Source organism: Ancylobacter rudongensis, from assembly GCF_900100155.1.
GTDB lineage: Bacteria > Pseudomonadota > Alphaproteobacteria > Rhizobiales > Xanthobacteraceae > Ancylobacter > Ancylobacter rudongensis.
This window is the reverse complement of sequence record NZ_FMTP01000011.1, coordinates 16,428-36,428: the sequence shown is the minus strand read 5'-3', so window position 1 is coordinate 36,428 and position 20,001 is coordinate 16,428. Positions and strand designations below refer to the sequence as shown.

Genomic DNA, 20,001 nt, shown 5'->3' with positions numbered 1-20,001 from the left:
ATCAGGGTAGGAAGCCCTCGAAAATCACCTGGTCGGCATGGCGGGCCGCCACGGCACGGTCTTCTGCGGTCCGCACGGTCCAGGTGAGCAGCGGCAGCCACGTTTCGCTGCGCACGCGGTCGACGGCGGCGGAGGGCAGTTCCTTCACATAATGGGCGATGAAATCGGGTCGTGTGCGCGGCAGGTGCAGCAGGTTTCCCCAGGCGTGTTTGGTATCCGCGCTCAAGATCTCCCATTCGGGATCGTCGTAAAGGTGCTCCATTGTGATCCCGCGCGGGATGTGTGGCGCCAGTGTCCGCGCGGCCGCCACCAGATCGGCATCGAACGACATGAGTGCCGCTGGCCCGCCATAGCCGGCGAGCACCTCGACAGCGCGCCTGGCGACGGCGGTATCGCCGTCGAACGAGCTCTTCAACTCGATGATGAGCGCCACCCGCCCGCCGACGCGGGCGAGGAGGTCGCCGAGCGTCATCATCCGGTCGGTAGTGCCGCGCAACTCCACCGCTTTCAGCTCTGCGGCGGTAAGCGCCTTGGCGGGCCCCTCCGCCAGGGTCAGCCGCTCCAGCGTGTCGTCGTGAAACACCATCGCCTCGCCATCGGCGGAGAGCTGGATGTCCACCTCGATGGCATAGCCGCGCGCCATCGCGGCCTCGACCGCGGAGGGTGTGTTCTCGATCACGCCGCGCGCGGAATCATGCAGCGCGCGGTGGGCAATCGGCCGGGCGGTGAGCCAGGCCGGCGCGTTGGGGGCGAGAGCCTCGGCAGCCATCCGGATAGCCTCAGGCGAATTCGATCACTGCCTCGACTTCGACACTGACATTGAACGGCAACTGGGCAACGCCGACCGCCGAGCGCGCGTGCCGCCCGGCATCGCCGAACACCTCGACGAACAGGTCGGAACAGCCATTCACCACTTTGGGCTGGTCGGTGAAATCCGGCGCCGAATTGACGAAGCCCACCAGCTTTACCACTCGCTTCACCCGGTCGAGATCGCCAAGCGCCGCCTTGATCTGGGCAATGAGGTTGATGGCGCACTGGCGGGCAGCGGCGCGGCCGGCCTCGATATCGGCCTCGCCGGCGAGCTTGCCGGTCATGAAGCTGCCATTGGCCATGGAGATCTGGCCGGAGATCCACAGAAGGTTGCCACTGATGACGAACGGCACATAATTCGCCGCAGGGGCACTGGCCGCGGGGATGGTGATGCTGAGGGCCGCGAGCTTGGCCTCAACCGTTCCGGTCATGGGGATCTCCTGCTATCTTGAGAGCGCATGCCTGTCGGGCATGCGGTGGCGGCCAATGAGCGGCAACCGACCTGCAATTGCCATCTTCGATGGGTCATGTTTGGCGGATCGGTTCGCCATTCGCAAGCTGCGACTGACGTCTGCGAGGAGCCCTTCAGCTATGCCGTCCGCCTGTTTCACCCGCTTCGCCGTCGCTGCCCTTCTACTCGGTGCGTCCGCCCTTCCAGCCATGGCGATCCAGCTTGCGCCGCATCGCGCCACCTATGCCGTCTCGCTCGATGCCTCGAAGTCCGGAACCCGCATCAACGGCGCCGAGGGCCGCATCGTCTACGAGATGCGGGGCAGCGCCTGTGCGGGCTATTCGGTGCAATTGCGCCAGGATACCGACCTCGCGACCGAGGGCGGGCGGGTCAACAGCGCGGTGACGACGGCAACATGGGAGGATGGCGAGGGCAAGTCCTATCGCTTCCGCGTCACCAACAGGCTCAATGGCGAGACCTCCGAGGAGGCCGACGGGGTGGCCGAGCGCAAAGACGGCGAACTCACGGTGACGGCGACCAAGCCGGAGGCGCGGACCGTCGTGCTCGGCAAGAATGTGCTGCTGCCGACGGAGCATGTGCTCCGCCTCATCCGTAGCGCGGAAAGCGGCGAGGCGGTGCTGGAAGCGCCCGTCTTCGATGGGTCGCCCGACGCCAAGAAGGTCTACGAGACGCTCGCGGTCATCGGTCGCGAGACCCGCGACGCCAAGGGGCTGGAGGAGGCCGCGACGATCGGGGATCTTGCCGGCCGACCCCGCTTCCCGGTGACGATCAGCTATTACGAGCGCGGCGGCAGCAGCGAGACGCCGGATTATGTGATTAGCTTCGACATGTTCGACAACGGGGTGAGCCGAAAGCTGAAACTCGACTATGGCGAGTTCGCCCTGAACGGCACGCTCATTTCCTACGAGGCGCTGCCGAAGGAAGACTGCGCGAAATAGGCTTTGCTGTGGTTTCCGGTGCCGGCTCGTCCGGCCGGTTGCGATGCGGCTGCTCGGGTTCATGCCGGCGCGGCGTTTCGAGTGCGATGCCGCGATCAATAATCTCCTTGCCGAAGCGGGCGCGCAGGGCATCGGTCGCTAGTTCTGCAAGCCCCCGCTTGGTGGCGGAGGTGTCGACGAGGTCCGCTGGGTCGGCCAGCACCGGGTCGGCCAGTTCGGACACGCCCACACCGATCAGCCGGAAGCGCCGCCCATCCGTCTCGCGGGCGAGCAATTCGCGAGCATGGTCGAAGATGCGGTGCGCGAGCCGCGTCGGATCCTCCAGCGAGCGGGCGCGGGTGACAAGGCGGAAATCGGATGTCTTCAGCTTCAGCGTGACAGTGCGGCCGGCGAGGTCTGCGGCTTTCAGCCGGTCGGAGAGCTTGCGGGTGAGGCGGTATAGTTCCTGCTCCAGCGTCCGGTAGTCGGCAATGTCGCTGTCGAAGGTGGTCTCGGTCGAGACGCTCTTGGTCTCGCGCTCCGGGTTCACGGTGCGCGTATCGATGCCGCGTGCGAGACGCCATAGCCGCAGACCCTCATTGCCGAAGCGGCGGGCCAGCGTGGTCTCGTCGGCCGCCTGAAGATCGGCAATGGTGCGGTAGCCTTCGCGCGCGAGCCGCTCCTGGGTCGCCTTGCCCACCCCCCAGATCGCGCCAACGCTTCGCTCCGAGAGAAAGGCCACCGCTTCCTGCGTTCCGATCACAGCGAAACCGCGCGGCTTGTCGAGCTCAGAGGCCATCTTGGCGAGGAACTTGTTCGGCGCGAGGCCGACCGAGATGGTGACGCCGATCTCCGTCTCCACGGCGCGGGCAAGCCGCGCGAGGGCCCGGGCGGGACTTTCGCCGTGCAACAGCTCCGTGCCGGCGAGATCGAGAAAGGCCTCGTCAATGGACAGCGGTTCGACCAAGGGGGTGAGGCGAAGGAAGCGCTCGCGGATCTGGCGCCCGACCGCGACGTATTTCGCCATGCTGGGCTTGATGACCACCGCTTCCGGGCAGAGGGCGAGGGCCTTGAACATGGGCATGGCCGAGCGCACGCCCTTCACCCGGGCGAGGTAGCAGGCAGTGGAAACCACGCCGCGCTTGCCGCCGCCGATGATGACGGGCACGTCGCGCAGTGCCGGGTCGTCGCGCTTCTCCACCGAGGCATAGAAGGCGTCGCAATCGATATGCGCGACGTGCAAGGTGTGGAGCTCGCCATGGCGAACCAGGCGCGGGCTGCCGCAACGGGTGCAGCGGCGCTCATCCCCGGCCTCGCTGAGGCAGTCGCGGCAGAAGGCCGGCGGGCGGGCCATGACGGTACTCCGTTCGCCCTGCTCAGTCCTCACCCATATCGGCATGAAACAGGATTTCGCGGGCCGCCACTACATGGCCCGGGTCAATTTCCGCCTCGCCGGCATAGGCGATGAGAAGTTCCTGGTGGTTGATCAGATGGTCGAGCAGCGCCACATGGAAGGCGGCCGAGCCGACCGCACCGCGCAGGTCGGCCGGCGACAGGCCGCTCTCCGCCAGAAAAGGGCCGATGCGCTCAGGATCGCCGGCAAGATAGGCGAGGGCGCCGAGGGCGACCTGCCGGGCGGCCTCGAGCTGGGTCGGCGTACGGGAGTTGCGGCTTTTCATTTCCGGTTCCGTAAGGAATGGGTGGGTAAAGCTAGCGTATCGACCGGCGGATGGGCGAGCGATTCCGGCTCGCCAGAACGTGCCGTCGTCGCAGGGACCGCCGAGCAATGCCCAAGACCGTTCTGATCGTCGAGGACAATGAGCTCAACATGAAGCTCTTCAACGATCTGCTCGAAGCCCATGGCTATATCACGGTCGGAACGCGCAATGGCATCGAAGCCATGGATTTGGCGCGCAAGCACCGGCCGGACCTGATCCTGATGGACATCCAGCTTCCCGAAGTGTCGGGCCTCGATGTGACCCGCGCGCTCAAAGCCGATCCGGAACTGAAGGCGATCCCCGTCATCGCCGTTACCGCCTTCGCCATGAAGGGCGATGAGGAGCGCATTCGCGAGGGGGGCTGCGAAGCCTATCTCTCTAAGCCGATCTCCGTGGCGAAATTCCTGGAGACGGTGCGCCAGTTCGCCCCTCTCCCCTGAAGGCCTGGCGCGGGTCAAGACGCGCACCAGCCACCAGCGCGAATCTGTCAACAATCCCCGTTGCAATTGGCGCCGGTTCGGGTAGCCTCTCCGAGGTATCCGTTTGCCCTGCGGAGTGCTCGGGTCCGCCGCATCTCCTGGGTCCGTAGGGTCTGGTCGGCGGGCGGTGTCTACGGATGGCCTCTCCGTTCACCGCTCGCCGATTCCAGTTTCGCCTCCACGGATATTTCCCCCGCTTCAATGCCAAGACGCCTACCCGTGCCGAGCCACGGATTCGCCAAAAGAAAAGGCGCCTTGCGGCGCCTTTTGCGTCTCGGGCAGGGCCCGTGCGGTAGCTCAGATCACTTGATCTTGCCTTCGCGGAACTCGACATGCTTGCGCGCAACCGGATCGTACTTCTTGACGACCAGCTTGTCGGTCATGGTGCGCGAGTTCTTCTTCGTCACGTAAAAGAAGCCGGTGTCGGCGCTCGACACGAGCTTGATCTTGATGGTCGTTGCCTTGGCCATGACCGGGTCTCCTGGAGCGTGGCTCTCGAACGTGGGGGCGCCACGCCGAAGTAAACGGGTTCGCGCGGCAGATGCGCCGCTCGTTGCGCGTCCGTATCCGTGATCGGCGCGCGAATGTCAAGGAAGCGCACTCAGCGATCGCGCCAAATCTGACCGGCGACGACCAGCACATAGAGCAGAAGGAAGGCTCCGATCGCCCAGGCGAAACCATGCGGATCCAACAGTTGCATGCCGCCACCGACGGCGGTCGGGCCCACCGTGAGGCCGATAGAATAGAGCATCACGAAGGCCGCATTGGCGGTGGCGAGCGCCGCCCCGTTGAACCGTGCGCCGAGCAGAGCGAGGCCTACCGTATAGAGACCGGCGACGATTCCTGTGGTGAAGAACGCCGCGATCCACATCGCCCAGCTGTCTATGGCGAGGTGCGGTATCAGGAAGGAGCCGAAAACGCCGATGATTCCACAGCCGAGCAGAAGCCGCCGCCGGTCGACCTTGTCACTTAGCAGGCCGAGCGGCAGCTGCAGGGCGACGTTGCCGAGTTCGGCCACCGTTAGAAGAAGTGCCGCCTCGCCGGCGTCCAGCCCGCGCCGCAGGCCGTAAAGCGGCAGGAAGTTGATCATCCCCGTCTCCACCGCGCCGAAGATGAAGGCGGCGAGGGTGGCGGCGGGGGCGATGCGCATGAGCGTCCACACGCCGCCGCCGGAATGGTCCTCCTCAATTGCCGGTGCGCCGGCGGCGCCGATCAGCACCGGAATGCCGGCCAGAGCGAAGAAGGCGGCGCCGCAGAGATAGGGCGCCCAGCCCTGCGTGCCGACCAGGCTGAGAATCGCCGGTCCTCCAGCGAAGCCCATCGACAGCACCGTCCCGTAAATGCCGATGACCAACCCGCGCCTGTGGTTTGGCGAGGCGGCGTTGATCCAGAACTCACTGACCACGAACAGCACGCACAACGCCGCGCCGAAGATGAAGCGCAGCGGAAACCACAGCACGAAGGAGGGGGTGATCTTGAAGGCGAGCAGGCTGACCGCTGCGCTGAGGATGGCCACCAGCAGCAGCGGCCCGGCGCCGATGCGGCGCACCAGCTTGGGCAGGAAAGGTGCCAGTGCGATGGTGGCGAGCCCACCCACCGCCGTGTTGAGGCCGATCCAGGTCGAGGAGACGCCCCGGTCGTGCAGCTCGAACGCCAGAAGGGGAATGGAGAGCGCGAGGCCCAGCCCTACCGCCGAAATGGCGGCGATGGCCGCCGCGATCGAGGCGACATTCACGGGAGGCGAGAGGGCGGGGGCATGCATGGCGGGCACCTGGACCGGGACGTTGATTCCCGGACCGCTGCCTCTAGCCCATGGACGGCAAAAGTCGAATGACTTTTGGCAATGGCTGCATAGGGGAAATTTCTGCCGCGCCGCTCGCCTCAGGCGATGCTCTCGCGCACGACCTTTCCGCCGCGCGAGAAGAAGAACGGCACCGGCTGCCATGGCCGGTGGCCGCCGGCGAGGCGCGGGGCGACCTCGGCGAGGATCGCCCGCGTGATGTCAGGCACGTCCGCCTGCCGCGCGTCCTCCAGCGTAAGCCATTGAGCTTCAACGAGTTCCGCCTCCGGCCCGATCACGCCGTCGAGGCGGTGCGCGACGTGCGAGATGTCCGCCATGAAGAAGCGTGTGTCGAAACGGCGGGCAAGGCGGGGCGGGGTGACGGCGCGTGCGACGAAGGTCAGCGCTTCGAGATTGGGAAACAGTCCGGCTTCGCCAAAGGCATGCCAGGCGCCAGGCAATTTGCCGGGATCGCCGGCCTCGTCGGTGCCGAGCAGGAGGCCGGTTTCCTCGCAGGTTTCGCGTATGGCGGCCAGCGCCAGCGCCCGGGCGCGGACGGTGCTTGGGCGCGTGATTCGAGCTAAGAGTCTGCGTTCGCTCTCGGAATCGAGCATTCCGTAGACCGGCACCCGGCGGTCCACCACGTCGACCCGGCCGCCGGGAAAGACGAATTTGCCGGGCATGAAGCGCAGTGCCGGGTTGCGGCGGCCGAGCAGGATGCGCGGCTTACGCTTTGATCTGTCGACCAGAATCAGCGCGGCGGCGTCCACCGGGCGGACGAGCGGATGCACCGCGTCGGGGCGATCGCGCGGAAAATCACGGGACACGTCGGTCAGGTTCATGGGTTCGATGAGGTGGAGTGTCAGTGCGATGAGGCCGGCATGGGCGATCAGGAGCGGCCGGGCGACGGGGCGGTGAGCGCCGCTTCGGTCCGGTGGCTCGGGGGCAGCGCCTCGCGCTCGGAATCGTTTGGGTCGAAACCGTGCATGCGTACCGCCCACTGAAAGCCGATCAGCGCCCCCTTCACCGGCGGCAGCAGCACCAGCGACAGGATGAGGGTGAGCGGCAGCCAGATGATGAGGTGGATCCACACCGCCGGATGCAGCGCCATCTCCACCGCCAGCAGCAGCGGCACGACGATGTGGCCGACAATGGTGATGACCATGTAGGGCGGCGCGTCGTCGGCGCGGTGGTGCCACAGCTCCTCGCCGCATTCCGGGCAGTGCTCGTTCACCTTGAGATAGGCGCCGAACATCGCCCCCTGGCCGCAGGCGGGGCAGCGCATGCGGAAGCCCTTCATGATGGCGGGGCCGATCGGGCGGGCGGGCTGGTGAGACGTGTCCTGCATGCGTGGCGCCTCCGGCGCTATTTGCGCTTGCCGATGCGCTTGGGTCCGTGGGGGCGCGCATCCGGCCTGCCGTAGCGTCCGCGCGCGCCGCCGGGACGGCGCTTGTCGATCGCTACGTGTTTGCCCTCAGATAGTAGCTCGAAGCGCAGCGCGCCAGCCACCGGCGCCGCTTCCACGAGCTTCACTTCGACGCGGTCGCCGAGCCGGTGCATCTCGCCGGTGCGCTCGCCGATCAGGGCATGGCGCACCTCGTCATAGCGATAATAGTCCTGCCCGAGCGTGACGGCGGGGATGAAGCCGTCGGCGCCTGTGTCGTTGAGGGCGACGAACAGCCCGGCCTTGGTGACGCCGGAGATGCGGGCCTTGAAGGTGGCGCCGATCTGCTCGGCCATATGGTGGGCGATCAGCCGGTCGATCGTCTCGCGCTCGGCCGCCATCGCCCGGCGCTCGCTGGCGGAAATGCGCGCCGCGATCTCCGCCAGCTGCTCGGGGGTCGTGGTTTCGGGCAGGCCGTCGCGGCCGAGGCCCAGCGCCCGCACCAGCGCCCTGTGCACGATGAGATCGGCATAGCGGCGGATCGGCGAGGTGAAATGGGCGTAGCGGCGCAGATGCAGGCCGAAATGGCCGTAATTCTCGTTGGCATATTCCGCCTGCGCCTGGCTGCGCAGGATCACCTGGTTGACCAGCGGCGCCAGCTCCGAGCCGGCGACCCGGGCGAGGATGTCATTGAACTGGGCCGGCCGCACGGCGTCGGTCTTCGCCAGCTTGATGTCCAGCGTCTGCAGGAAGTCGCGCAGGCCGGACATCTTCTCAAGCGAGGGCTGGTCATGCACCCGGTAGATGAGCGGAATGTGCTTTTCCTCCAGCGTCTCGGCGGCGGCGACATTGGCGAGGATCATGAACTCCTCGATCAGCTTATGGGCGTCGAGCCGCTCGGGCACGATCACCCGGTCGACCGTGCCGTCGGGCTTCAGCAGGATCTTGCGTTCGGGCAGGTCGAGGTCCAGCGGCGCGCGGGCGTCGCGGGCCTGCTTGACGGCGCCATAGGCGGCCCAGAGCGGGCGCAGCACGTCCTCCAGCAGCGGCCCGGTCGTCTCGTCGGGATGACCGTCGATCGCCGCCTGCGCCTGCGCATAGGCGAGCTTGGCGGCCGAGCGCATCATGACGCGGTGGAAGGCATGGCGCTTCTTGCGGCCATTGGCGCCGATCACCATCCGCACCGCCAGCGCCGGGCGATCCTCGTTCGGCCGCAGCGAGCACAGATCGTTGGAAATGCGCTCGGGCAGCATCGGCACGACACGGTCGGGGAAATAGACCGAATTGCCGCGCGCCAGGGCCTCGCGGTCCAGCCCGCTGCCGGGGCGGACATAGGCGGCGACATCGGCGATGGCGACGGTGACGATGAAGCCACCCTCATTGTCCGGGTCGAGGTCCGGCGTGGCGTGCACCGCGTCGTCATGGTCCTTGGCGTCGGGCGGGTCGATGGTGAGCAGCGGCAGCTCGCGCCAGTCCTCGCGCCCGGCCAGCGTGGCCGGGCGGGCGGCCTCGGCCTCCGCCAGCGCCTCGCGCCGGAAGACGCTGGGAATGCCATGGGCGTGAACGGCGATCAGGCTGATCGCCTTTTCCGTCGACACCGAGCCGAGCCGTTCCTTCACCTTGGCGGTGGGCAGGCCATAGGCGTGGTGACGGACGATCTCGACTGAGACGAGATCGCCCTCCTGCGCGTCGCCGGCGAAATCGGGCGGGATGGCGAGTTCGCGCCCCATATTGCGCTTGTCGACGGGAATCAGCCGGCCGCCGCCCTGCGCATCGCGGCGGTAGATGCCGAGGGTGAGGGCGCGGGCCTTCTCAAGCAGCTTCAGCACGACGCCATTGTGGCGGATCGCGCCGTCCGCCTCGGGGATTTCCTCGGTCTTCAGCAGCACCCGGTCGCCGAGCGTCGGCGCGGGACCGGCCAGCCTTCCGCGACGGGCAAGGCGCACCAGGATGCGCGGGGCCGGGCCGTTCTCGTCCTCGTCCCAGTCCACCGGCGTGGCGATGAGTTCGCCATCCTCGTCGCGCTCGACGATTTCCGACATCACCACGGCGGGCAGCGCCCCGGGGAGGTGGATCTTGCGCCGCTTCGTCCCCAGCAAGCCCTCATCCGCCAGTTCGCGCAGCAGCGTCTTGAGCGCGATGCGGTCGCCACCGTCGAGGCCGAAGGCGCGCGAAATGTCCCGCTTGCCGACATCGCCGCCATGCGCCGCGATGAACGCCATCAACTCCTCGCGACCGGGCAACCCCTTGGTGAGGCCGGCGGGCAGGGTCGGACGGGCGGGCTTGCGCCCTTTGGCTTTTATTGGCTTACGCACGATTCACCGCGTGTGGGAGGGGCGGCCCAAGGCTAGCGGCATCGACACCCCGCGTCGACCGGGGCGGCTGCCTTCCCCTCGGGCAAGCTTTCGAGATGGCTTGCATTCCGCCCCTGATGGGACAAGTTTGCCGGCCTTTCGCGGCGCATCGAGGCGCCGATCTGGATTCTATACCATGGATGCCCGTTCGTCCGAGGCCGCTGACGCCCCGCTCTCCCATGCCGATATCCGCGTCATCGTGATCGGCGTCATGGTGGCGATGTTTCTGAGCGCGCTGGACCAGACCATCATCGCCACGGCGCTGCCGACCATCGGCGCGGGGTTCGGCGACCTGGAAAACCTCTCCTGGGTCGTGACCGCCTATCTGCTTACCGGCACCGCCATCACCCCGCTGGTCGGCAAGCTGGCGGATATTCACGGTCCGCGCCCGGTGCTGCTGATGTCCATCGGCACCTTTCTCATCGGCTCGGTGCTGTGCGCCACGGCGCAGAGCATGCCCTGGCTGATCGTGGCGCGGGCGGTGCAGGGGCTGGGCGGCGGCGGGCTGATCGCCCTGGCGCAGACGATTATCGGCCTGCTGATCGCGCCGCGCGAACGCGGCCGCTACCAGGGCTATTTCGCCATCGTCTTCATCACCTCAAGCATTGCCGGGCCGATCCTCGGCGGCTTCTTCGCCGAGCATTTGCACTGGTCGCTGATCTTCTGGATCAATGTGCCGCTCGGGCTGGTCGCGGCACTGATGAGCGACCGGGCGCTGCGCCGGCTGCCGGCGCACCACCATCCGCACCGGCTCGACATTCTCGGCGCGCTGCTGATGTGCGCGGGGACCGTCTCGCTGCTGTTGGCGCTCAGCTGGGGCGGCACGCATTTCTCCTGGCTGTCGCTGCCGATCTTCGGGCTGCTGGCGCTGGCCGTGTTGCTCTGGATCGGCTTCGCCTTTCGCGTGGCGACGGCGAGCGAGCCGCTGGTGCCTCTTGCCGTGCTGTCCAACCAGGTGGTGCGCACCGGCGTGCCCTCGGCGGCCTTCGCCATGGGCACGCTGGTTGGGCTCTCGATCCAGATGCCGCTTTATCTGGAAGGCGTGATGGGGCTGACCGCCTCGGAATCCGGCGTGGCGCTGATCCCGCTGATGGCCGGCGTCGTGGTCGGGGCGACCGGCGCCGGGCGGGTGATGGGGCATTTCACCCATTACAAGCGGCTGCCGATCCTCGGGCTGCTGGCGGGCATCGTCGCGCTCATCCTGATGGCGGTCTGGCCGATGGGGCTGCCGATCTATGCCGTCGCCGCCGGCATGGGCGTCGCCGGGATGGGGCTGGGCACCGTGCTGCCGGTTTCGACCGTGGCGATCCAGAACGCGGTGCCGCTGCCGCAGATGGGCACCGCCACCGGGGTGGTGAACCTGTTCCGCTCGCTCGGCGCGGCCGTGCTCACCGCCGGCTTCGGCGCCATCGTCATCGGGCTGTCCGGCATTGAGAGCAGCGCGCTGCTGGAGCGGCTGCTGGAGGGGCGGGCGCAGGTGGCCCCGCTCGCCGGCGCTTTCCGCTGGGTGTTCGTGGCGGCGGCGGCGTCGCTGCTGGTCTCGCTGATCGCCATGATCGCGATGGAGGAGCGGCCGCTGCGCTCGGGCCACGCCCCGGCGCCCCTGCCGGACTGATCCGGCAGAGGCGGCACGCGGGCGCTCAGGCGCTCGCAACCTTTTTGGCTGCGGGCTTCTTGGCTGCGGGTTTCTTGGCCGTTGCCTTCTTCGCCGCAGGCTTTTTCGCGGCGGTCTTCTTGACCGCCGTCTCGCCGTCGGCCGCCGCCTTGGCCGGGGCCCGGCGCGCGGGCTTGACCGGCATGGTGCCGGCCTTGGCGGTGATGAGCTCGACCGCCTGCTCCAGCGTCACCGCGTCCTGCTCGATGCTCTTTGGCAGGGTGGCGTTGACCTTGCCGTGGTTGACATAGGCGCCGAACCGCCCCGGCCGTACGGTGATCGGCCCGCCCAGCGTGGGATGCTCGCCGAGCTCGCGCCCGCCGACGGCGCCGCGCCGGCCGGGGCCCTTGCTCTGCTTGTCGGCGATCAGCGCCACCGCGCGGTTGAGGCCGATGGCGAGGATGTCGTCGCCCGGCTCGATATTGGCGTAGGTCTTGCCGGTCTGGACATAGGGGCCGAAGCGGCCGATGCCGGCGAGGATCGGCTCGCCGGTCTCGGGATGAAGCCCGATCTCGCGCGGCAGCGAGAGCAGCGACAGCGCGGTTTCGAGATCGACATCGGCGGGGGCGAGCCCCTTGGGCAGGCTGGAGCGCTTGGGCTTCTCGCCGTCCTTGGCCTCGCCGAGCTGGAGGTAGGTGCCGAAGCGACCGGCGCGGATCGTCACCTCCAGCCCGGAGGCGGGATCGGTGCCGAGCACGCGGGTGCCACTGGCCTCGCCGCCATTCTCGTCGTCGCCCTGCGCCGCCAGCGGGCGGGTGTATTTGCACTCGGGATAGTTCGAGCAGCCGATGAAGGCGCCGAACTTTCCGACCTTCAGCGACAGCCGACCGGTGCCGCAGGTGGGGCAGATGCGCGGGTCCGAGCCATCCTCCTTGGGCGGGAAGATGTGCGCGGTCAGCATGCCGTCCAGCGCCGAGATGACGTCGGAGACGCGCAGCTCCTTGGTCTCGCCCACCGCCGCCGTGAAGTCGCGCCAGAAGTCCCGCAGCACGTCCTTCCACTGCAGCTCGCCATTGGAGATGCGGTCGAGCTTCTCTTCCAGGTCGGCGGTGAAGTCGTATTCGACATAGCGGTCGAAGAAGCTCTCCAGGAAGGCGGTGACGAGGCGTCCCTTGTCCTCGGGCACCAGCCGGCGCTTGTCGAGCTTCACATATTCGCGGTCGCGCAGCACGGCGAGCACGGAGGCATAGGTCGAGGGGCGGCCGATGCCGAGCTCTTCCATCCGCTTGACCAGCGACGCCTCGGAATAGCGCGGCGGTGGCTCGGTGAAGTGCTGGTCGGCCTTGATGCCCTTATTGGCGAGCGCCTCGCCCGACGACATGGCCGGCAGGCGGCGGCTCTCCTCGTCGTCCTCGTCGTCGTCGCTGCTCTCGCGGTAGACGGTGAGGAAGCCGTCGAACTTCACCACCGTGCCGGTGGCGCGCAATTCCAGCGCACGAGCGGCGGCAACGGCCTCGATATCGACCGTGGTGCGCTCCAGCTCGGCCGATTCCATCTGGCTGGCGATGGTGCGCAGCCAGATCAGCTCATAGAGCTTGGCCTGGTCGGGCTCCAGCTGGCGGGCGACATCTTTGGGCCGCCGCGCGAGTTCGGTCGGGCGGATCGCCTCATGGGCTTCCTGCGCGTTCTTCGCCTTGGCGGTGTATTTGCGCGGGGCGGACGGCACGTAGCGGTCGCCATATTCGCGGCCGATCACGGTGCGCGCTTCCGTCACCGCTTCCGGCGCCATGTCGACGCCGTCGGTTCGCATATAGGTGATGAGGCCGACGGTTTCGCCGCCGACATCGATGCCCTCATAGAGCCGCTGCGCGATCCGCATGGTGATGGCCGGCGCGAAGCCGAGCTTGCGGCTCGCCTCCTGCTGCAGGGTCGAGGTGGTGAAGGGCGGCGAGGGATGCCGGCGGGCGGGCTTGGCCTCGACGGAACGCACCTTGAAATCGGCGCGCTCCAGCGCGGCGCGGAAATCCTTGGCCTCCGCCTCGGTGCCCACGTCCAGCCGGGTGATCTTCTTGCCGTCGGCGCCGACCAGGCGGGCCTCGAACGTCTCGTTGCGCGGCGTCGCCAGCTGAGCGGCGATCGACCAGTATTCGCGCTTGACGAAGGTCTCGATCTCGCGCTCGCGGTCGCAGACCAGACGCAGCGCCACCGACTGCACACGCCCGGCCGAGCGGGCACCGGGCAGCTTGCGCCACAGCACCGGGGACAGGGTGAAGCCGACGAGATAATCGAGCGCCCGGCGGGCGAGATAGGCATCGACCAGCGCCGCGTCGATGATGCGCGGATGCTTCATCGCCTCCAGCACCGACTGCTTGGTGATGGCGTTGAACACCACGCGCGAAACCGGCTGGTCCTTGAGCGCCCGCTTTTCCTTCAGCACTTCCAGAACGTGCCAGGAAATCGCCTCGCCCTCGCGATCCGGGTCGGTGGCGAGGATCAGGCCATCGGCCCCCTTCACCGCCTTGGCGATATCGGACAGCCGCTTCTGCGCCTTGGGATCGACATCCCACAGCATGCGGAAATCATCGTCGGGATTGACGGAACCGTCCTTGGCCGGAAGGTCGCGTACGTGCCCATACGAGGCGTAAACCTCGTAGCCCGATCCTAGATATTTATTGATCGTCTTCGCCTTTGCAGGCGATTCGACGATGACGACCTGCATGTGCGCGCCACGTCCGTTGAGGGTCCAGCCCGAAGAGGCGGGGAAAATGGGGTAGTGGCCCCGGTGTGTCAAATCCCAAGCAGGACCCGTGCCGCCAACCATGGCGCCGGTGCCGAAACACGGCTCCCGTGCGGGAGGTATTCCGGCCGTGCAGGCCGGGAGGAGAGGCGCATCTTTGCCTGATACATCCTGTAGTCGCATTTATTTCGAAAATGCACGCAGTGCTCGTGACAGGCGCCGCGCCTGTGCTACCTTTTTGGCGCTGGCCCTTCAGCAACGGACGCCCTGACGTGACGGACAACGAGTACGCGCCTGTGCCTGCGACGGAGGCGGCCGATTACATCGCCACCCTCGCCCATGAACTGGCGGCCATGGCGGCCAGAAGCCGGCTGGATGTGCTGCGCTATCTGCTTGAAATGGCGCGCGACGAGGCGCGGTCGGTGGTGCGGGCCGACCCGGAGCCGCGCGAGGGCAGCTAGATCATTTCACTGTTTCACGGAAACACTGAAATGATCTAATTCTTTGTTTTGTCGCGTTTTCTTCACGCGAACCGGTATCCACTTCGCTCGAAAACGCTCAAGGCCCGTTCCGATCCGGTGGCCGGCACAACCCGAACGGGCTCGGCGTTCGCGTCCTTTAGACGTCGTCCGGTGAAGGCCGGTGCACCCGACGTGCCCCGGGTCTTTGCTTTACGCATTCTCTTCACGCCAACCGGAACCCACGTCGCGCAAAAAGGCTCTAGACGAGCAGCGAGACGCTGCCGTTGCGGTGGCGCTCCAGCCGGCCCGCCAGTTCCAGTTCGAGCAGCAGGATCTGCACCTCGCTGACCCTGGCGCCCGACAGGGCCACGAGTTCATCGACCAGCAGCGGCGAGGGGCCGAGAAGGGTGAGAATCTGCGCCCGCATGTCGTCGCTCGGCTCGCCGGCGTCCATCGCCAGCGGATCTTCTTCGATCGCCAGAGGCGGCGGCCGGTCGCGCAGGGAGGCCAGCGCGTCGAGCACGTCCTCGGCGCCCGTCACCAGCCCGGCGCCCTGCTTGATGAGCGCATTGGTGCCGCCGGCGCGTGGATCGAGCGGCGAGCCGGGAACGGCCAACACCTCGCGCCCCTGCTCGGCGGCGAGGCGGGCGGTGATCAGCGAGCCGGAGCGCTCGGCCGCCTCGACCACGACGACGCCGAGCGACAGCCCGGACACCAGCCGGTTGCGGCGGGGGAAATCGCGGGCGCGCGGCTCCCACCCCATCGGCATTTCCGAAAGGATCACGCCCTCATGGGCGATGGCCTCCATCAGCGCCTCGTTTTCGCGCGGATAGGGCCGGTCGTGCCCGCCGGCGATCACGGCGATGGTGCCGGTGCCGAGGCTGGCTTCATGGGCGGCGGCATCGATGCCGCGCGCCAGCCCGGAGGCGATGACCCATCCGGCGGCGCCGAGGCCGCGTGCCATGCGGGCGGTGATGGTGCGGCCGGCGCCGGAGGCGTTTCGCGCGCCGACAATCGCGACGGTCGGCCGGGCCAGCAATTCGCCGCGGCCGCGCAGGGCAAGCAGAGGCGGGGCATCGTCGATCTGCCGCAGCAGCGCGGGATAGTCGCTTTCGCCCAGCGCAATGAAGCGGCCGCCGATGCGCGCCAGCGCCGCGATCTCGGCGTCGGCCTCGGCGATGCTGGGCACGCGCGGGGCGAGCAGCCCGCCGCCGCGCCGCGCCAGAGCGGGCAGGGCGTCGAGAGCGGCAGCGGCGCCGCCGAAGCGGTTGATCAGGCTGCGAAAGGCGCGCGGGCCGACATTCTCGGTCCGGATCAGGCGGAGCCAGTCGCGGCGCTGTTCCGGATCGAGCTGAACGCCGCGCCCACCCAAGCGCTATCCCTTCTTGCCGATGCGGCCTTCCGTTCCGTCCAGCAGGCGGCGGATATTGGCCCGGTGCATGAACCACAGCAGGGCGGCCAGGATCGCCAGCAGCACGCCGGTCTGCGGCGAGCCGAGCAGGAAGGCGGCGAGCACGGTGAACACGCTCGCCACCAGCGCGGCGAGGGAGGAGTAGCGGGTGATGAAGGCCACGGCCAGCCAGGCGGCGGCGAACACCAAGGCCGCCGGCCAGGCCAGCGCCAGCGTCACGCCGAGAAAGGTCGCGACGCCCTTGCCGCCCTTGAAGCCGAGCCAGACCGGGAAGAGATGGCCGAGAAAGGCGCCCAGCGCCGCCAGCAGCGCCGCCTCGGGGCCGAGCAGCCCGCCCGCCAGCAGCACGGCCAGCGTGCCCTTGAGCGCATCGCCCAGCAGGGTCGCCGCCGCCAGCCCCTTGCGGCCGGTGCGCAGCACATTGGTGGCGCCGATATTGCCGGAGCCGATGCTGCGAATGTCCTGCGTACCCGCCATCCGGGTCACGATCAGGCCGAAGGGAATCGAGCCGAGCAGATAGCCCAGCAGCAGCGCGGCAAAGCTCGACAATGGGGGCAGGGACCAGTTCATGCCTGCGACCTTACAGAGTTCTCGGGGAATGCCCAGATGGCGGATGCCTGCGGCGGCGCGCGTCACACGTATTCATAGACGGTGCGGCCCGACACAAGCGTCCGCACCACCCGGCCCTCGAAGCGCGCCTCGTCGAACGGTGTGTTGCGGCAGCGCGACTTCAGCGTCAGCGGATCGAGAATCCAGGCCTCGTCAAGCGCCAGCAGGGCGATGTCGGCCCGCGCGCCGGGCCGCAGCGTGCCGCCCGGCAGGCCGAGCCGTTCCGCCGGCCGGGTCGACATGGCGCGCACCAGCGTCATCAGATCGAGCATGCCCGAGGTGACGAGGCGCAGGCCGGCGGCGAGCATGGTTTCCAGCCCGACGGCGCCGAAGGCGGCCTCGGAGAAGGGCAGGCGCTTCACTTCCACATCCTGCGGGTTGTGGTCGGAGACGATGATGTCGATCAGCCCCTCGGCGACCGCCTGCACCAGCGCGAGGCGGTCCTCCTCCGCGCGCAGCGGCGGGGTGAGCTTGAAGAAGGTGCGGTAGCCGACCACGTCGCGCTCGTTGAGCGTGAGATGGTTGATCGAGGCCGAGGCGGTGACGTCGATGCCGGCATCCTTGGCCCGGCGCAGCACTTCCAGCGAATCGGCGCAGGTGAGCGAGGCCGCGTGGTAGCGCCCGCCGGTGATGGCCGCGAGCCGCACATCGCGCTCGAAGATGATGGTCTCCGCCGCCTTGGAGAGCCCGGCGAGGCCGAGCCGGGAGGCGAGTTCGCCTTCATTCATAACGCCTTCGCCGGCGAGGCTCGCATCCTGGGTGTGGTGGACGATCAGCGCGCCGAAGTCGCGGCCATAGGTCAGCGCGCGGCGCAGCACCTGCGCCGAGCCGATCGAGCGGGTGCCGTCGGTGAAGGCGACCGCGCCGGCGGCGCCGAGCAGGCCGATCTCGGTCATTTCCCGCCCCTCCAGCCCCTTGGTGAGGGCGGCCATGGGGTGGACATTGACGATGGCGGTGTCGCGCGCCCGGCGCAGGATGAAGTCGACGATGGCGGGATCGTCGATCACCGGATCGGTGTCGGGCTGGCAGATGATGGTGGTGACGCCGCCCGCCGCCGCCGCCTGGCTGGCCGAGGCCAGCGTCTCGCGGTGTTCGGCCCCCGGCTCGCCGATGAAGGCGCGCATGTCGACAAGGCCCGGAATCGCCACCACCTGGCGGCAGTCGACGATCTCGGTGTCGGGCGGCAGGCCGGCACTGAGATTGGGCGCAATGTCCTTGATGATCCCGTCGGCGATCAGGATGTCGCCTGTGGTGTCGAGGTCGCGCGAGGGGTCGATGAGGCGCGTCTTGGCGAGCAGGATGGGACGGGACTCATGCATTGGGGAGATTCCGCGAGAGAGCATCGAGCACGGCCATGCGGACGGCGACGCCCATCTCGACCTGTTCGCGGATGAGCGACTGCGCGCCGTCGGCCACCGCCGAATCGATCTCGACGCCGCGATTCATCGGGCCGGGATGCATCACCAGCGCGTCGGGCTTGGCGAAGCGCAGCTTGGCCTCGTCCAGCCCCCAGAAATGGAAATATTCTTTGACTGAAGGCACATAGGACCCGTTCATGCGCTCGCGCTGCAGCCGCAGCATCATGACGATATCGACATCGGCCAGCCCGGTCCGCATGTCGCCATAGACGGTGACGCCGAAGCGCTCGATGCCCCTGGGCAGCAGGGTCGGCGGGGCGATGACCCGCACCTGCGCGCCCAGCGCCTGCAGCAGCAGGATGTTGGAGCGGGCGACGCGCGAATGGGTGATGTCGCCGCAGATGGCGACGGTGAGGCCCTGGATGCGGCCCTTGTTGCGGCGGATGGTGAGGGCGTCGAGCAGCGCCTGGGTCGGGTGCTCATGGGCGCCGTCGCCGGCATTGACCACGGCGCAATCGACCTTGCGGGCCAGCAGTTCCACCGCGCCCGAGGCGCTGTGGCGGACGATCAGCACGTCCGGGTGCATGGCGTTCAGCGTCGCGGCGGTGTCGATGAGCGTCTCGCCCTTCTTCACCGAGGAGGTGGAGACCGACATGTTCATCACATCGGCGCCAAGGCGCTTGCCGGCGATCTCGAACGAGGCCTGGGTGCGGGTCGAGGCCTCGAAGAAAAGGTTGATTTGGGTGCGCCCGCGCAGGGTTGCCCGTTTTTTCTCTACCTGGCGGTTGAGAAGCACGAACTCTTCGGCGAGGTCCAGAAGGCCGACGATCTCGTCGGGCGACAGGCCCTCGATGCCGAGCAGGTGCCGGCGATTGAGGGTAAAACTGGCGGTCGGGTTCGATGTCATATCGAAGTCGGCTGGATAGAGGCCGCGAGGCCCCACGGCAAGAGATTTAGCGCCCGCGCGCGATTTTCCCTCACAGCAGCGCCACGGCGGCGATGACCAGCGGCATGGTGACGGCGGCCAGAAGGGTTTGCAGGGTCAGGATTTCCGCCAGCAGCGGCGCGTCGCCGCCCATCTGCCGGGCGAGCACATAACCGTTCGGGGCGGAAGGGACGGCGGCGCCGACGGCGACGATCAGCAGATCGACCTCGCGCAGGCCCAGAAGGAGCCCGATCGTCACCGCGAGGGCGGGCAGGATGGCGAGCTTGATCAGGCAGGTGAACCAAGTCGCCGCGCGCGGGCGGCGCAGATCCTCCAGCCGCAGCCCGGCGCCGACCACCAGCAGCCCCAGCGCCAGCGAGGAGCGGCCGAGAATGTCGGCGAAGGTCATCAGCACCGGCGGTATCGGCACATGCAGTGCGTTGATCAGCGCCCCGGCGGCGCAGGACCAGATGAAGGGATTGCGCAGGATCTGCAGCAGCAGCAGGCGGTTGCTGGTCGAGCCATTCTCGCCATGGCGGGCCAGAACGATGACGCTGAGCGTGTTGAGCACCGGAATCATCACCGCCAGCCCGACGGCGGCCACCGCCAGGCCGCGCGGGCCGGCGAGCGAGCCGGAGACGGCGAGGGCGATATAGGTGTTCCAGCGCAGCGCGCCCTGGAACACCGAGGTGTAGCTCGGGCCGGCAAGGCTGAAGGCCCGGCAGATCGGGGCCCGCGCGAGGGTGAGAAGAGCGCCCGTGAGCGCAATGGCGCCAAGGAGGGCCGTCGACACCTCCATGACCGCCACCTCGCCCAGATCCGCCCGGGCGATGCTCACCACCAGCAAAGCGGGAAACAGGATGAAGTAGGTCAGCCGCTCCAGCGCGATCCAGTGCGAGGCTTCGGGCAGAAGCCCGCGCTTGAGCACCGCGCCCAGCGCGATGATGAGAAAGACCGGCACCAGCGCGCCGAGCACAGCGGACATGTCAGCC

19 protein-coding genes are annotated in these 20,001 nt (G+C 68.0%); 4 read left to right on the top strand and 15 right to left on the bottom strand.

Features of this window, described 5'->3' with window-relative positions:
* Position 1: 1 nt before the first annotated feature.
* Both BLO63_RS19935 and BLO63_RS19930 read right to left on the bottom strand, forming a co-directional pair.
* Positions 2-769 (bottom strand): glycerophosphodiester phosphodiesterase family protein, encoded by a 768-nt coding sequence (locus BLO63_RS19935; protein WP_091444424.1) that lies wholly within the window; start codon positions 767-769, stop codon positions 2-4.
* A gap of 10 nt (positions 770-779) precedes the next feature.
* Entirely contained in the window at positions 780-1,241 is a 462-nt protein-coding gene (locus tag BLO63_RS19930) for a RidA family protein (RefSeq protein ID WP_091444422.1), read from the bottom strand.
* Between the two features lie 160 nt (positions 1,242-1,401).
* Here BLO63_RS19930 and BLO63_RS19925 point away from each other — a divergent pair, with 160 nt between their 5' ends.
* On the top strand, positions 1,402-2,220 hold the full coding sequence (locus BLO63_RS19925; protein ID WP_091444419.1) for a cell envelope integrity EipB family protein: 819 nt from the start codon (positions 1,402-1,404) through the stop codon (positions 2,218-2,220).
* Here BLO63_RS19925 and BLO63_RS19920 read toward each other — a convergent pair.
* Both BLO63_RS19920 and BLO63_RS19915 read right to left on the bottom strand, forming a co-directional pair.
* On the bottom strand, positions 2,177-3,553 hold the full coding sequence (locus BLO63_RS19920; RefSeq protein WP_091444417.1) for a DNA polymerase IV: 1,377 nt from the start codon (positions 3,551-3,553) through the stop codon (positions 2,177-2,179). The two genes, BLO63_RS19925 and BLO63_RS19920, sit on opposite strands and share 44 nt — an antisense overlap.
* A 22-nt stretch (positions 3,554-3,575) precedes the next feature.
* A complete protein-coding gene (locus BLO63_RS19915; protein WP_091444416.1) occupies positions 3,576-3,878 on the bottom strand; it encodes a DUF3572 domain-containing protein in 303 nt (100 codons plus the stop codon).
* A 107-nt stretch (positions 3,879-3,985) separates the two neighbouring features.
* Here BLO63_RS19915 and BLO63_RS19910 point away from each other — a divergent pair, with 107 nt between their 5' ends.
* Entirely contained in the window at positions 3,986-4,357 is a 372-nt protein-coding gene (locus BLO63_RS19910; protein WP_091444414.1) for a response regulator, read from the top strand.
* Between the two features lie 341 nt (positions 4,358-4,698).
* Here the strand turns inward: BLO63_RS19910 and rpmG are convergent, their stop codons facing one another.
* The 5 genes from rpmG to rnr all read right to left on the bottom strand — a co-directional run bounded on the left by rpmG (position 4,699) and on the right by rnr (position 9,782).
* On the bottom strand, positions 4,699-4,866 hold the full coding sequence (gene rpmG, locus BLO63_RS19905) for a 50S ribosomal protein L33 (protein WP_018390658.1): 168 nt from the start codon (positions 4,864-4,866) through the stop codon (positions 4,699-4,701).
* A 131-nt stretch (positions 4,867-4,997) separates the two neighbouring features.
* Positions 4,998-6,158 (bottom strand): MFS transporter, encoded by a 1,161-nt coding sequence (locus BLO63_RS19900; RefSeq protein ID WP_091444412.1) that lies wholly within the window; start codon positions 6,156-6,158, stop codon positions 4,998-5,000.
* A 119-nt stretch (positions 6,159-6,277) separates the two neighbouring features.
* Positions 6,278-7,018: an NUDIX hydrolase gene (locus BLO63_RS19895; RefSeq protein WP_091444410.1), complete on the bottom strand. Its 741-nt coding sequence runs from the start codon at positions 7,016-7,018 to the stop codon at positions 6,278-6,280.
* A gap of 47 nt (positions 7,019-7,065) precedes the next feature.
* Complete coding sequence (locus BLO63_RS19890; protein WP_091444408.1) at positions 7,066-7,524, bottom strand: DUF983 domain-containing protein; 459 nt, start codon at positions 7,522-7,524, stop codon at positions 7,066-7,068.
* A gap of 17 nt (positions 7,525-7,541) precedes the next feature.
* Positions 7,542-9,782: a ribonuclease R gene (gene rnr, locus BLO63_RS19885; protein ID WP_091444405.1), complete on the bottom strand. Its 2,241-nt coding sequence runs from the start codon at positions 9,780-9,782 to the stop codon at positions 7,542-7,544.
* A 268-nt stretch (positions 9,783-10,050) separates the two neighbouring features.
* Here rnr and BLO63_RS19880 point away from each other — a divergent pair, with 268 nt between their 5' ends.
* A complete protein-coding gene (locus tag BLO63_RS19880) occupies positions 10,051-11,529 on the top strand; it encodes an MDR family MFS transporter (protein WP_091444402.1) in 1,479 nt (492 codons plus the stop codon).
* A gap of 25 nt (positions 11,530-11,554) precedes the next feature.
* Here the strand turns inward: BLO63_RS19880 and topA are convergent, their stop codons facing one another.
* Positions 11,555-14,227, bottom strand: coding sequence for a type I DNA topoisomerase (gene topA / locus BLO63_RS19875; protein ID WP_091444400.1), 2,673 nt, complete (start codon positions 14,225-14,227; stop codon positions 11,555-11,557).
* A 290-nt stretch (positions 14,228-14,517) separates the two neighbouring features.
* Between topA and BLO63_RS21020 the strand changes: the two genes are divergently transcribed.
* A complete protein-coding gene (locus BLO63_RS21020; protein WP_126279095.1) occupies positions 14,518-14,706 on the top strand; it encodes a hypothetical protein in 189 nt (62 codons plus the stop codon).
* Between the two features lie 259 nt (positions 14,707-14,965).
* Here BLO63_RS21020 and dprA read toward each other — a convergent pair whose 3' ends face one another.
* The 5 genes from dprA to BLO63_RS19850 all read right to left on the bottom strand — a co-directional run bounded on the left by dprA (position 14,966) and on the right by BLO63_RS19850 (position 19,994).
* A complete protein-coding gene (gene dprA / locus BLO63_RS19870) occupies positions 14,966-16,078 on the bottom strand; it encodes a DNA-processing protein DprA (RefSeq protein WP_091444397.1) in 1,113 nt (370 codons plus the stop codon).
* Between the two features lie 3 nt (positions 16,079-16,081).
* Positions 16,082-16,687 (bottom strand): glycerol-3-phosphate 1-O-acyltransferase PlsY, encoded by a 606-nt coding sequence (gene plsY / locus BLO63_RS19865; protein ID WP_091444394.1) that lies wholly within the window; start codon positions 16,685-16,687, stop codon positions 16,082-16,084.
* A 62-nt stretch (positions 16,688-16,749) separates the two neighbouring features.
* A complete protein-coding gene (locus BLO63_RS19860) occupies positions 16,750-18,045 on the bottom strand; it encodes a dihydroorotase (protein ID WP_091444392.1) in 1,296 nt (431 codons plus the stop codon).
* Complete coding sequence (locus BLO63_RS19855) at positions 18,038-18,991, bottom strand: aspartate carbamoyltransferase catalytic subunit (protein WP_091444518.1); 954 nt, start codon at positions 18,989-18,991, stop codon at positions 18,038-18,040. Before BLO63_RS19855 ends, BLO63_RS19860 begins: the two co-directional genes overlap by 8 nt.
* Positions 18,992-19,061: 70 nt before the next feature.
* On the bottom strand, positions 19,062-19,994 hold the full coding sequence (locus tag BLO63_RS19850) for an AEC family transporter (protein ID WP_091444389.1): 933 nt from the start codon (positions 19,992-19,994) through the stop codon (positions 19,062-19,064).
* Positions 19,995-20,001 lie beyond the last annotated feature (7 nt).